Here is a 13,073-nt window from a genome sequence, read left to right as displayed (position 1 = left end):
GGCCCAGCAACGAAGATGACGACATCCTACTTCAGGAGCTGATCGCCATGCTGCCCTCACTGTTCATCTCCCACGGCTCGCCGATGCTTGCGCTGGAGCCCGGCGCCAGCGGGCCGGCACTGGCCAGGCTGGCCGCCGAGCTGCCCAGACCGAAGGCCATCCTGGTGGTGTCGGCGCACTGGGAAAGCCGGAACCTGCTATTGACCGCGGGCGCGCAGCCGCAAACCTGGCATGACTTCGGCGGCTTTCCCGCCTCGCTCTATGGCGTGCAATATCCAGCCCCTGGAGCGCCGCTGCTGGCCGCCGAAATCGCGGAACGACTGAAGGCTGCCAAGCTGCCGGCCGAGCTCGATGCACAGCGCCCCTTTGACCATGGTGCCTGGGTTCCGCTGTCGCTGATGTATCCGCAAGCCGACATTCCGCTGCTGCAACTTTCGCTACCCAGCCATCACGGCCCAGAGCTGCAGACCCGCGTGGGCCGGGCGCTGAGCGGCTTGCGGGAACAGGGCATCCTGCTGATCGGCTCCGGCAGCATCACCCACAACCTGGGCGAGCTGAACTGGCGCGCCGGCCCCGACGTCATCACGCCCTGGGCCAAGGCCTTTCGCGACTGGATGGTGGAAAAGCTCGCAGCGGGCGATGCAGAAGCCCTGCATCAGTACCGTCGACTGGCGCCGAATGCCGAACGCAATCACCCGAGCGAAGAGCATCTACTGCCACTGTTCTTCGCCCGTGGCGCTGGCGGCGCCTTTTCCGTGGCCCACTCGGGCTTCACCTACGGCGCACTGGGCATGGACATCTACCGCTTCGATTAGCCCCCGCCCTTCACGCTCTCCCAGGCGATCTGCGCGAGCAGCTCGCGGCACTCGCCCAGCTCGCTTTGGGTGCGACCAGCCAGCCAGTTGCGCGCCAGGTCCTGCGTCGGCCCGATCACCACCGAGGCGAAACAGTCGTCCGGCAGGCTCCTGAACAGCCCCTGCCGGCGGTACTCGGCGAGCGCCGCAAGTATCCGGGCAAAGTGCTCACGGTTGGCCTCACGCAGCACGTCGCCCAATTCCCCCGCTTCGACCCGGCTGCGGCTGTGCAGGATGAAACGCGCCCAATCCGGGTTGGCCACCACCCAGTCGATGTAGCTGGTCACCAGCAGTTTGACGCATGCCTCGGCGCTGCCTGCTTCGGCGAACCCGCGCTGCAGCAGATCGGCATATTGCGCGGTACCGGCCAGATAGAGCGCGGCGATGATGCGCTCCTTGTTGCCAAAGTGATGATACAGACTGCCGATGCTCGCCCCTGAGCGGTCACGGATCATCTCGATGGTGGTGGCATCGACGCCGTGCTCGGTGAAGCAGGCCAGCGCAGCCTGGAGAATCTCGTCTTTACGCGATGGACGGGCCATGCCACTCCTCGACTAGAATATTTTTCTAGAATAATTTTCTAACACTCGTATACTGCCTCGGCGCGCACTCTTCTTCAATCGCAGCACCCCAGGAGATAGCCATGAGTCAGATGTTGCAGATGTTTCAGCAGGCAGGCGCTGCCCAGTTCAGCGCAATGATCGGTCAGGTCGCCCCCTACTTCGCCAGCATCGCCCCGCAAATGGTCGAACTGCGTCCCGGCTATGCCGAGGTCCACTTCGCCAAGCGCCGCGAAGTGCTCAATCATATCGGTACGGTACATGCCATCGCGCTGTGCAACGCCGCCGAGCTTGCCGCCGGCAGCATGACCGACGCCTCCATCGCCCCCGGCTGTCGCTGGATTCCCAAGGGCATGACGGTGCAGTACCTGGCCAAGGCCGATGGCGATGTGCGCACGGTGGCCGATGGCAGCGAGGTGGATTGGAGCCGGACCGGCGACATCAAGGTGCCGGTGATGGCCTACGTGGGGGACAAACCTGTGTTCAGCGCAGAGATCACCATGTACGTCAGCCAGGCCTGAAAACGACGAGGCCCGTCATCGACGGGCCTCTCGCTCAATCCAGCCGAACCAGAATCCGGCCGACCATGCCGCCGGCCAGGATGCGCTCGATGGCCTCGGGCAGGTCCTCCAGCCCGACCTCCCGGCACAGCGCGGAAAGATCGAGCTTCCATTGCAGCGACAGCTTGTCCCACATCGAGGCCTTGACCACCAGCGGCAGCTCCACCGAGTCGACGCCCAGGAGGTTGACCCCGCGCAGGATGAACGGCAGCACACTGGCCTGGAAGCCGACACCGGCGGTCAGCCCGCAGCAGGCCACGCTGCCGCTGTGGCGCAGCGACTTGACCACGTTGAACAGAATGTCTCCGCCCACCGTGTCCACCGCAGCCGCCCAGCGCTCCTTGAGCATCGGTCGCTCGCTGCCCTGCTGCAGTTCTTCACGGCTGACGATTTCGTCAGCGCCCAGGCCACGCAGAAACTCGGCCTGTTCGGCCTTGCCGGTCGCGGCGGCGACGCGATAGCCCAGCTGCTTGAGCAGCACCACGGCAATGCTGCCGACCCCGCCCGTGGCGCCGGTGACCAATACGGTTCCGGCCTCGGGGGTGACGCCCGCCTGCTCCAGCTTGTCCACGCACAGGGCGGCGGTCAGGCCGGCGGTACCGAGGATCATCGCCTCGCGCAGCGGCAGGCCTTGCGGGCGCTTGATCGCCCAGGCGGCCGGCACGCGAATGTACTGGCCGAAGCCGCCGGCCGTGTTCATGCCCAGGTCATAGCCAGTGACGATGACCTCATCACCGACAGCGAACTCGGCCACGCCGGAGGCCTCGACCACACCGGCGGCATCGATGCCGGGCGTATGCGGATAGGCCTTGGTCACCCCGCGGTTGCCACTGGCGGACAGCGCATCCTTGTAGTTCAGCGAGGAATAGCGCACGCGGATCAGCAGTTCGCCCTGCGGCAGTTGCTCGACGTTGCGCTGGACGACTTCACGCTGGAAGCTGCCGTCGGTGCCTTCACTGACCAGCAAGGCCTTGAACTCGGTCATCACCCTCTCCTCTTGTCGTGGTTCGCTGCGCGACGCGAGTCGGTTGCACAGCCCATCCTGAACGAAGCGTTACCAGAAGCGCTGCTGGTTGAGCCGGCTCAACCAGGTCAGCACGAAACGATCCAGCGCCATGCTCGCGGCCAGCCCGACGCGTTCCTGCAGACTCTTTTTCTGAGCGAAATGCAGGTGGAACAGTTCAGCTTCGGCGGCGCGTTCGGCCAGGTACTGGTCGCTGGTCTTGAGCTCGTCCACCAGCAGCCGCTCCTGCGCGGCCATGCCCAGCCAGACCTCGCCAGTGGCAATGGCATCGATATCCAGCTGCGGGCGATAGCGCGCGACGAAGCCCTTGAACAGCTCGTGAGTGGTTTCCAGGTCCTCCTGGAATTTCTCCCGGCCCTTTTCGGTGTTCTCGCCGAACACGGTCAGGGTGCGCTTGTATTCACCGGCTGTCAGCACCTCGAAGTCGATTTCGTGCTTCTTGAGCAGGCGATGCACGTTGGGCAACTGCGCCACCACACCGATTGAGCCGAGAATGGCGAACGGCGCGCTGAGAATCTTCTGGCCGATGCAGGCCATCATGTAACCGCCGCTGGCGGCCACCTTGTCCACGCACACGGTCAGCGGAATGCCGGCGTCGCGGATGCGCACCAGCTGCGAGGACGCCAGACCGTAGCTGTGCACCATGCCGCCGCCGCTTTCCAGGCGTAGCACCACTTCATCTTCGGCCTTGGCCATGGACAGCAGCGCAGTCACTTCATGGCGCAGATTGTCGGTGGCCGAAGCCTTGATGTCGCCGTCGAAGTCCAGCACGAACACGCGCGGCTTGCCGGGCGGCGCTTTCTTGTCCTGCTTGGCGGCCTTGGCCTCTGCCTTGCGCGTGGCCTTGAGCTGCTCCTTGGACAGCACGCTCTGCTCCAGGCGCTCGCGCAGGTCCTTGTAGAAATCATTGAGCTTCTGTACCTGCAGTTGACCACTTGCCCGCCGACCTCGGCCACGGGTGGCTGCGACGGCCACCAGCACCACGACGATGGCGACCACCAGGGTCAGGGTTTTCGCCAGAAAGCTGGCGTACTCGCTAAGAAACTCCACGGTTCCCCCTTGGGTAATGCGGCTGCGCCTGGGCGCACAAAGGCTCAAGCATACCGGCGCAGCGCACCGCCGGCCAAGCGCGTCGGCGCTGCTGAACGCCCGTGCAAGCAATTCAAACAAGCGTATGTTTTTTCGTTGACAGCCCCCGAGCTTCCTCATAACCTCGCGAAACATTCAACGTGCCGAGATCGATACGGACGTGGGCAGCATCTACCTGATTCGACATGGCCAGGCCTCATTCGGTGCAGACGACTACGATGTCCTGTCTCCTGTCGGAGTGCGCCAGGCCGAAGTGTTGGGCGAACACCTCGAACAGCTTGGCATCACCCTCGATCGCTGCGTCAGCGGCAGCCTCCGCCGTCAGCAGCACACGGCCAACGCCGCGCTGCAACGCATGAGCAACGCACCTGCGCTGGATATCGACGAAGCCTTCAACGAATTCGATGCCGATGCGGTGATCCGCACCCTGCTGCCGGATCTGCTGCCTGAGGAACCCGAAGCGCTGCACATCCTGCGTAATGGCGCGCAGAATCGCGCCGAGTTCCAGCGCCTGTTCGCCAAGCTGATCCATCGCTGGATTTCCGGGGAGCATGACAAACCCGGTCTGCAAAGCTGGCAAGCCTACGTCGAGCAGGTCGAAGGTGGCCTGCGGCGCATCCTCGAGCAGGCAGGCAGCAAACAGAATATCGCCGTGTTCACCTCCGGCGGCACCATCACCGCCCTGCTCCGCCTGATCACCGGCGTGCCTTCGGCAAAGGCCTTCGAACTGAATTGGCAAATCGTCAATACCTCGCTCAGCCAGCTGAAATTCCGCGGCAGCGAGGTGAGTCTGGCTTCCTTCAACAGCCATGTGCATTTGCAGCTGCTGAAGGCGCCGGAGCTCATCACCTACCGATGAACTCCAGCCCAATGCGGCCGCGAGGCTGCGCGAAAAAACCGAAAAAAGGATAAGACCATGAGTGTTGCTGACATCGCCCAAACCATGCAATCCAAGTTCAACGCCAGCGCCGCTGCAGGCCTGGACCTGGTGTTCCAGTTCAACATCGAAGATGGCGAGAACTACGCGCTGATCGTCAAGGACGGCACCTGCGCCCTCGAGCAAGGCGACAACCCGAACGCCAACGTGACCCTGATCATGGACAGCGAAACCCTCAAAGGCATCGTCAGCGGCGAAACCGACGGCATGCAGGCCTTCATGGCCGGCAAGCTGCGCGCCGAAGGCGACATGATGCTGGCGATGAAGCTGGGCGAACTGTTCCCGGTCTGATCGGTGAACTGAGCGCAAGACACGAAAAACCGGAGTCCTGGCACTCCGGTTTTTTATTGCCTGCCATCCATGGCGGCAACCCTTCGGGCCGTCGCTGCGCGACGTTAAAAATTTCTCCTGAAATTTTTTATTGCCTGCGCACAAGCAAAGGCTCAGGTCAAAGTGACTGATCAGGCAGTTTGATCGAGGTGCAACACGCCCGCCTATAACGGCGCGTATTGCTTGTGACAGCCTGGGTGCAGCATTAGATTAACCAATTATCTAGGGCACCCATCATAAGTAGAAGGGATAAGCATGGCGCTCACTGACCAATCCACCCGCATCCGCACGGGCGAAGAGCTCGACGCTTCTATCATCGATGCCTACCTCAAAGCGAATATCCCGGGCCTCAGCGGCGAAGCGAAGATCAGCCAGTTCCCCGGTGGCGCGTCCAACCTGACCTACCTGATCGAATACCCGCAGCAGGAGTTCGTCCTGCGTCGCCCGCCGTTCGGCCACAAGGCCAAGTCCGCCCATGACATGGGCCGCGAATACCGCATCCTCAACCAGCTCAACGCTGGCTTTCCCTACTGCCCCAAGGCTTACGTGCACTGCATCGACGAGTCGGTGATCGGCGCCGAGTTCTACGTCATGGAGCGGGTCAAGGGCATCATCCTGCGTTCGGACATGCCGGCCGAGCTGAACTTCAGCGCCGAGCAGACCACCGCGCTGTGCAAGAGCTTCATCGACAAGCTGGTGGAGCTGCACAACGTCGACTACAACGCCTGCGGCCTTGGCGATCTGGGCAAGCCCGAGGGTTATGTCGAGCGCCAGATCAGGGGCTGGAGCGACCGCTACGAGAAGGCTCTGACACCGGACGCACCGACCTGGGAGCCGGTCAAGGCCTGGCTGAACGACAAGATGCCGGCCGATCACCACAAGCCGGGCATCGTGCACAACGACTACCGTTTCGACAACGTGATCCTCGATCCGAACAACCCGATGCAGATCATCGGCGTGCTCGACTGGGAGATGACCACCATCGGCGATCCGCTGATGGACCTGGGCAACACGCTGGCCTACTGGATCGAAGCCGGCGACCCGGCGCCGGTGCAGTTGATGCGCCGCCAGCCAAGCAACGCGCCGGGCATGCTCACCCGCCAGCAGTTCGTCGACTACTACGCCGAAAAAGCCGGCATCGAGATCAAGAGTTTCGACTTCTACTACACCTATGGCCTGTTCCGCCTGGCCGGCATCGTCCAGCAGATCTACTACCGCTTCTACCACGGCCAGACCCAGGACAAGCGCTTCGCCCAGTTCATTCACATGAACAAGCTGCTGGAGCAGATGTGCCTGCAGGTCATCGGCAAATCCACTCTCTAACCCCGGGGTAATCACAATGTCCAAGACCCAACTGTTCGACCTCGACGGCAAGATCGCCTTCGTCTCCGGCGCCAGCCGCGGTATCGGCGAGGCCATCGCCAAGCTGCTGGCCCAGCAGGGCGCACACGTGATCGTCTCCAGCCGCAAGATCGACGGCTGCCAGGCCGTGGCCGATGCCATCACTGCCGAGGGTGGCAAGGCCACCGCCATCGCCTGCCACATCGGCGAGATGGAACAGATCACCAATGTCTTCGCACAGATTCGGGAACAGTTCGGTCGCCTTGACGTCCTGGTCAACAACGCCGCCACCAACCCGCAGTTCTGCAACGTGCTGGACACCGACCTGGGCGCCTTTCAGAAAACCGTGGACGTGAATATCCGCGGCTACTACTTCATGTCCATCGAAGGCGGCAAGCTGATGAAGGAAAACGGCGGCGGCTCGATCATCAACGTCGCCTCGATCAACGGCGTCTCCCCCGGCGAGTTCCAGGGCATCTACTCGGTGACCAAGGCCGCGGTGATCAGCATGACCAAGGTGTTCGCCAAGGAGTGCGCGCAGTTCGGCATTCGCTGCAACGCCCTGCTGCCGGGCCTGACCGACACCAAATTCGCCTCGGCGCTGACCAAGAACGACGCCATCCTCAAGCACGCGCTGCAGCGCATCCCGCTCAAGCGCGTGGCCGACCCCAGCGAGATGGCCGGCGCAGTGCTCTACCTGGCCAGCGAAGCGTCCAGCTACACCACCGGCGTGGCGCTGAACGTCGACGGCGGCTTCCTCTCCTGAGGCCGGACTGCATGAACGACAAAGGCACCTAAGGGTGCCTTTGTCGTTCATGCAGGATAGGCCGAGCGCAGCGCGATTGCAGGGTCGGCGGGGCAGGGCTCTGCTTCAGGTCGCGGTGGGCTAAAGCCCACCCTACGGCACCGAGGCGAACGCCAACTTCGCTCCCTTCTCCCAACCTTCACGCACGCTCCCATCAAGCGGGAGAGGTTCATCAATTTTTGTAGGGTGGGCTTCAGCCCACCAACGACTCCGCAATGGGGGCTAAAGCCAACCCTACGGCACCGAGGCGAACGCCAACTTCGCCCCCTCTCCCACCCTTCACGCTCGCTCCCCATCAAGCGGGAGAGGTTCATCAATTTCTGTAGGGTGGGCTTCAGCCCACCAATGACTCCGCAATGGGGGCTAAAGCCCACCCTACGGCACCGAGGCGAACGCCAACTTCGCCCCCTCTCCCACCCTTCACGCTCGCTCCCCATCAAGCGGGAGAGGTTCATCAATTTCTGTAGGGAGGGCTTCAGCCCACCAATGACTCTGCAACGGGGCTAAAGCCCACCCTACATCCACCCTCCCGGCCACTACCAATCCTTAAGCGCGGCTTCGGCCGCAGGGTTCATCGGCTCGGCCAGCAAGCCGGTCGGCGTCAGGCTGACGCTGTACACCGCATCGGCGGCGATCGGCAGGTAGGTGACGCGCAGCGCCTGCGGATCGAACAGCAACAGGTCACGCTGATTCAGGCGCAGCCAGCGCCACAGGTCCACGCCGTAGGGGCTCTCGGCCAGCTGGACGCGGCCATGTTGCGCCAGCGCCTGCTGCTCGATGGCGAGAAACCGCCCGGACAGACGTTCCAGACGGTAGCCGGGTTCGAGGCCGATCAGCTCGGCCAGGCCCTTCCAGCGGATCAGGCGACCGTCGAGTTGCCACATGTCGCCCTCGAGCGTGACGGTACGCTCACGTCCTCTCTCGAGCAGCGTCACCTGGTAGCGCTGCGGACCATCGGCCTTGAAGCTCAGCGTCACCAGGGGCTTGCCCGCCTGCAGCGGCTCGTAGGCATACAGGTCGTAAGCCACCAGGCCGACCAACCCGGCCAGGGCCAGAAATGCCAGGCCACAGGTGCCACGCAACCAACCGAGGAACCAGCCCGCATTGAGCAGAATGCGCAATGCCACCAGCAGCGCCAACACGGCCAACAGCGCCACCGCCCAGGCCAACCCGTCGTATTGCATCGATTGCGTTCCTTCTCTGACGAAATCCCGGCATTATGCGCAGCTCTCCTTACGACGAACAGCCAGCAGGCTGCGCACTCGCCCACAAGTCGACACTTTGATATGCCTTTCGCCCTCGAGCTCGCCATCGATCCCGGTACTTTAGCCATTCTCGCCCTGGTCGCCTTCATCGCCGGCTTCATCGATGCCATCGCCGGCGGCGGCGGTCTGCTGACCATCCCCGCCCTGCTCACCGCCGGCCTGCCGCCGCATCTGGTGCTGGGCACCAACAAGCTGTGCGCCACCTTCGGCTCGGGTACCGCCGCCCTGACCTTCTACCGACGCAAGCTGTTCGACCCTGGGCAATGGCGCAACGCGCTACTGGCGACGCTGATCGGTGCCCTGCTCGGCGCCATCGTCGCGCACTGGATGCCGGCCGCCTGGCTCAACCAGATGCTGCCGGTGATCGTCTTCGCCTGTGGTCTCTATCTGCTGTTCGGTCGCATGCCGGAGGCGCCGGCCGAGCAGGACCTGCCGATAGCGCGCGGCCGGCAATGGCCGCAGGGGCTTGGCCTGGGACTCTACGACGGCGTGGCCGGCCCCGGCACCGGCGCGTTCTGGACGGTCAGCAGCCTGCTGATGTATCCGCTCGACTTGGTGCGCGCCAGCGGCGTGGCGCGCACCATGAACTTCGTCAGCAACGCCGCGGCGCTGGCGGTGTTCATCGCCTTCGGTCAGGTGGCCTGGGTGCTGGGCCTGAGCATGGGTGCGGCGCTGATGGTCGGCGCCTTTCTCGGCGCGCGCACGGCAATCAAGGGCGGCTCGAAATTCATCCGCCCGGTATTCATCACCGTGGTGCTGGCGCTGACCGCACGCCTGGTCTGGCAGCACTGGGTCGCGTAGGGCGGGCGCAACCCGCCACAGCATCGATTTGGCGGGTTGCACCCGCCCTACGGCAGACTGGGCTCGGGCAGGCCTAGACGGCGCGCGACGTAGAGATCGATCAGATGGCGGGCGATGGAGCGCGATGCCGGCAACGGCGGCAGGTCATCGACGCGAAACCAGCGGGCATCCTCGATCTCGTCCTCCTGCATGACGATATCGCCACCGGCATATTCGGCATGAAAGCCAAGCATCAGCGAATGCGGGAAGGGCCAGCCCTGGCTGCCGATGTAGTGCAGGTTCTTCACCTCGACCCCGACCTCCTCACGCACCTCACGCGCCACGCAATGCTCCACGGATTCACCCGGCTCGACGAAACCGGCCAGGGTGCTGTAGACGCCCGTGACGAAGCGCGGCGAACGGGCCAGGAGGATTTCGTCGCCACGGGTGACCAGCACGATCATGCTCGGTGAAATGCGTGGATAGTGTTGCGACTCGCAGCTGTCGCAACGCATCGCCCGCTCACCGGGAAGCTGACGCGTCGGCGCGCCGCAGCTGCCGCAGAAACGATGCTCGGCATACCAGGTACCGATCTGCGCGGCGTACGCCAGCATGCGGAAGGTTTCCGCCTCGCCCTGCAGCATGAACTGGCGCAGGCTCTGCCAGGTACAGCCTTCCAGCGTGGCCGAGGGTTTGAGCTGCAAAAGGTAAACGGCATCCTCGCCGAAATGACCGATGCCCTGCTCGCCGATGATCGGCAGATCCTGGCGCTTTACCCAGTCTCGCGGGAACAGCACGCCATTGCTGTCGGCCAGAAAATGCTGCTGGCTGTAGAGCACTGCCCAGCCGCCAGCCTGCGCCGGATCGAGAAAGGCATTGCGCCAGACCATCAGGCCGCCACCGACATACCCAGCGCCTTGACGCTTTCTTCGGCCAGGTCGAGCACGCTGGGACGGGTTTCCGGACGCATCACGGCGCCCGCCTCCAGGTAGTACTCCAGGCTGCTGAGGGCATCGGCCAGGGTTTCCAGCATCTGCTCCGACGGCATTTGCGCGGATTCGAGCATGCGCGTCTGGATATAGTCTGCGCAGGCACCGACCAGCATCGCGGCGCGAGGCTGCTCGAGGAACCACAGCCCGCCGCGCACCGCCTGCAGACTGAACGGCACGTTGGACAGGTGCATCTTGTCGCCGCCCGACTCCAGATAAGCCGTGATGGCGCGCTTGGCCAGGGCCAGACCGGCCTGCGCTTCGTCGACCACTACGATACGCGCTTCGTTGAGCTGGTGATTGGCGAAGGAATCGGCCTCGTTGCCAGGCTCGACCGCTGTCGGGCGGGAATCGCGACCTTCGCCACGTTCCAGGCTGGCCACCATGCCTTCGACATAGAGCACGGCATCGGCCAGCTTGTGCAACTGCTCCGGCTGCGGCGGCGTGTCCTCGCTCCAGGCGGCGACGTGCGGCAACTGCGCGCTCAGCGAGTTGCCGGCGGAATTCAAACCGACCATGCCGAGGGTCTTGGCCAGCTTGCCCAGCAGCGCATGCAGGGTGCCCAGGGTTTCGCCCTGCAGGGTGCCGCGCTCGAGCAGATCGAGCATGTCCTTGACGCTGGCCAGCTCTTCGCGAATCGCCGTGGACAGCGAACGCATTACCGCCTGGCCCGGGCCGGCCAGGCGCTGGTATTCCTCTTCCAGCAGGTGATCGGTGAACGGCAGCGGCGTCAGGCCGAACACCTCGCGCATGGCGCTGGCCAGCGGGCCGTGGCTGTCGGCCAGCGCGACCAGATACAGCAGCTCCTTGAGCAGGCTGCGCGGTGCTTCGTATTGCGGGTTGCCGAGCATCAGCTTGAGCTCGCGGTCGAGCCGCGAGAACAGCTGCTTGCGGGCCTTGCGCGGCAACAGCTGGCCATCGCACTGCGCCTCGATGGCGGCTGCGCCGATCCAGCACATGCGCCCGCGCGGCTCGTTGGCGAACAGGCTGTCCAGACGCGCCATGGCGCGAACCATCAGCTTGAGGCTGGCCTGGGGATTCTGCTCACGGATGAAACCGAGCAACCCCACCTGATACATGTGGCGCAGGCGTTTGCCTTCAGCCAGCTTGGCGGCGCCGTCGAGCGGCTGGGTCGCGCTGTGCGGCCGCGCATGATCCAGGCGCACACTGAAGAAGAAACTTTCCGGCAGCGGCTGCTGCGCGCCGGCCTGACGCAGATCGTTGATCGCCGGCAGCAGCAGCTCGGGCATTTCCTGGCGATGGGCGTCGACGTTCTCCAGATAGCGCCGCAGCACGTGCAGCGCGTTGCTCAGCGCCGCCAGCTGAACGTCGCGCTCCTCGCCGGCGCCGGCAGGGATGTCGGTGGCCTGGTCGAGCACTTCCTGCGCCAGCAGCTCGGCGCCGGCCAGTTCGATCAGATTGAGCGTACCGCGCACCTGCTGCAGGCTTTCCACCGCCTGCTGCAGCAGGCTGCCATTGTGCCGCTCGGCGATGAAGTGCTCGAGGCTCTGCTCGGCCTCTTCCATGGTGACGAACAGCTCGTCGCGCACCAGGTTCAGCGATGTGGCTCCACTTACCATGCTCTAGGCCTCGCAACGAACATCAGCGAATACGGCATCAGTCGGCGAACCCCGGCTTCTGCTTGGTCATGTGCGCCGCCATGGCCAGGCGCAGGTCTTCAGACTGCAGCATGGCGGCGTTCCAGGTGGCAATGTATTGCAGACCATCGTCGACCCGGTGATCGCGCATGTAGCGAATCATTTCCTTGGTACCGCGCACGGCGATCGGCGACTTGGCGGCGATCTGCGCGGCGATGTCCATGACCCCGTCCAGCAGGGTTTCCTGGTCTTCGTAGGTGCGGTTGACCAGGCCGATGCGGGCCGCCTCGTGACCGTCGATGCTGCGCCCGGTATAGGCCAACTCGCGCATCATGCCGTCACCGATGATGCGCGGCAGGCGCTGCAGGGTGCCGACATCGGCGGCCATGCCCATGTCGATCTCCTTGATGGAGAATTGCGCATCGACGGTGCTGTAGCGCATGTCGCAGGCGCTGATCAGGTCGATGGCGCCGCCGATGCAATAGCCCTGAATGGCGGCCAGCACCGGCTTGCGGCAGTTGTCGACGGCGTTGAAGGAGGCTTGCAGCTCGAGAATCTTGCGGCGCAGCGCGGTGGCGTTGCGCCCGACATCCTTGCCCAGCTGGGCGCCGACCGAGGCCAGCAGCGTCAGATCGATACCCGAAGAGAAATGCTTGCCCGCACCGGAGAGCACCACCGCGCGTACCGCGTCGGTATCGTCGACCCACTGGAAGATTTCGATGATCTCGCGCCAGAAGTCGGCATTCATGGCGTTGATCTTGTCCGGACGGTTGATCTGCACGTGGGCGATCTTGTCCACCTGCTCGACGCGGAAGGCTTGGTAGTCGGACATGGCAGGCATCCTCAGCCGCGGCGCGGCAGCGCTGTAATTATTGGTGATTAATAACCGGGCAACTATAACAAGCACGCCATAAAAGTCGATGCTTGCCACTGTGACGCAG

Annotated in this window: 14 protein-coding genes; 7 read left to right on the top strand and 7 right to left on the bottom strand. The window is 63.9% G+C overall.

Features of this window, described 5'->3' with window-relative positions; translation table 11 throughout:
• The first annotated feature begins 47 nt into the window (after nt 1-47).
• Nucleotides 48-815 carry a DODA-type extradiol aromatic ring-opening family dioxygenase gene (locus tag BLS61_RS05905; protein ID WP_090429162.1) on the top strand — a complete coding sequence of 256 codons (768 nt, stop codon included), beginning with the start codon at nt 48-50 and terminating at the stop codon, nt 813-815.
• Here BLS61_RS05905 and BLS61_RS05900 read toward each other — a convergent pair.
• A complete protein-coding gene (locus BLS61_RS05900) occupies nt 812-1,396 on the bottom strand; it encodes a TetR/AcrR family transcriptional regulator (protein WP_090428684.1) in 585 nt (194 codons plus the stop codon). The two genes, BLS61_RS05905 and BLS61_RS05900, sit on opposite strands and share 4 nt — an antisense overlap.
• A gap of 101 nt (nt 1,397-1,497) precedes the next feature.
• Between BLS61_RS05900 and BLS61_RS05895 the strand changes: the two genes are divergently transcribed.
• Nucleotides 1,498-1,935 (top strand): hotdog fold domain-containing protein, encoded by a 438-nt coding sequence (locus tag BLS61_RS05895; protein ID WP_090428681.1) that lies wholly within the window; start codon nt 1,498-1,500, stop codon nt 1,933-1,935.
• A gap of 34 nt (nt 1,936-1,969) precedes the next feature.
• Here the strand turns inward: BLS61_RS05895 and BLS61_RS05890 are convergent, their stop codons facing one another.
• The gene (locus BLS61_RS05890; RefSeq protein WP_090428678.1) at nt 1,970-2,959 is read right to left on the bottom strand and encodes a YhdH/YhfP family quinone oxidoreductase; all 990 of its coding nucleotides are present in this window, start codon (nt 2,957-2,959) and stop codon (nt 1,970-1,972) included.
• A gap of 69 nt (nt 2,960-3,028) precedes the next feature.
• The gene (gene sohB, locus BLS61_RS05885; RefSeq protein WP_090428675.1) at nt 3,029-4,048 is read right to left on the bottom strand and encodes a protease SohB; all 1,020 of its coding nucleotides are present in this window, start codon (nt 4,046-4,048) and stop codon (nt 3,029-3,031) included.
• 199 nt (nt 4,049-4,247) lie between these two features.
• On the opposite strand from sohB, the gene BLS61_RS05880 reads away from it, so the two are divergent.
• From BLS61_RS05880 to BLS61_RS05865, 4 genes are all read left to right on the top strand, one after another.
• Nucleotides 4,248-4,946, top strand: a complete 699-nt coding sequence (locus BLS61_RS05880) for a histidine phosphatase family protein (RefSeq protein ID WP_090428672.1) — start codon at nt 4,248-4,250, stop codon at nt 4,944-4,946.
• Between the two features lie 57 nt (nt 4,947-5,003).
• Nucleotides 5,004-5,315 (top strand): SCP2 sterol-binding domain-containing protein, encoded by a 312-nt coding sequence (locus tag BLS61_RS05875; protein WP_003459932.1) that lies wholly within the window; start codon nt 5,004-5,006, stop codon nt 5,313-5,315.
• A 294-nt stretch (nt 5,316-5,609) separates the two neighbouring features.
• A complete protein-coding gene (locus BLS61_RS05870; RefSeq protein ID WP_090428669.1) occupies nt 5,610-6,677 on the top strand; it encodes a phosphotransferase family protein in 1,068 nt (355 codons plus the stop codon).
• Nucleotides 6,678-6,693: 16 nt separating this feature from the next.
• Nucleotides 6,694-7,461: an SDR family oxidoreductase gene (locus BLS61_RS05865; RefSeq protein WP_090428666.1), complete on the top strand. Its 768-nt coding sequence runs from the start codon at nt 6,694-6,696 to the stop codon at nt 7,459-7,461.
• A 575-nt stretch (nt 7,462-8,036) separates the two neighbouring features.
• Here BLS61_RS05865 and BLS61_RS05860 read toward each other — a convergent pair.
• The gene (locus BLS61_RS05860) at nt 8,037-8,684 is read right to left on the bottom strand and encodes a hypothetical protein (protein ID WP_090428662.1); all 648 of its coding nucleotides are present in this window, start codon (nt 8,682-8,684) and stop codon (nt 8,037-8,039) included.
• Nucleotides 8,685-8,786: 102 nt separating this feature from the next.
• Here BLS61_RS05860 and BLS61_RS05855 point away from each other — a divergent pair, with 102 nt between their 5' ends.
• Entirely contained in the window at nt 8,787-9,566 is a 780-nt protein-coding gene (locus BLS61_RS05855) for a TSUP family transporter (protein WP_090428659.1), read from the top strand.
• A 47-nt stretch (nt 9,567-9,613) separates the two neighbouring features.
• On the opposite strand, the gene nudC is transcribed toward BLS61_RS05855, so the two are convergent.
• The 3 genes from nudC to BLS61_RS05840 are packed head-to-tail and all read right to left on the bottom strand — an operon-like array spanning nt 9,614 to nt 12,964.
• Nucleotides 9,614-10,435, bottom strand: coding sequence for an NAD(+) diphosphatase (gene nudC / locus BLS61_RS05850; protein ID WP_090428655.1), 822 nt, complete (start codon nt 10,433-10,435; stop codon nt 9,614-9,616).
• On the bottom strand, nt 10,435-12,114 hold the full coding sequence (locus tag BLS61_RS05845; RefSeq protein WP_090428652.1) for a FimL-related protein: 1,680 nt from the start codon (nt 12,112-12,114) through the stop codon (nt 10,435-10,437). Before BLS61_RS05845 ends, nudC begins: the two co-directional genes overlap by 1 nt.
• A gap of 37 nt (nt 12,115-12,151) precedes the next feature.
• A complete protein-coding gene (locus BLS61_RS05840) occupies nt 12,152-12,964 on the bottom strand; it encodes a crotonase/enoyl-CoA hydratase family protein (RefSeq protein ID WP_090428649.1) in 813 nt (270 codons plus the stop codon).
• Nucleotides 12,965-13,073 lie beyond the last annotated feature (109 nt).

The sequence above is a fragment of the Ectopseudomonas guguanensis genome, assembly GCF_900104265.1.
GTDB lineage: Bacteria > Pseudomonadota > Gammaproteobacteria > Pseudomonadales > Pseudomonadaceae > Aquipseudomonas > Aquipseudomonas guguanensis.
Note: the sequence above shows the minus strand (reverse complement) of the source record. Positions and strands in the feature narration are given on the sequence as shown.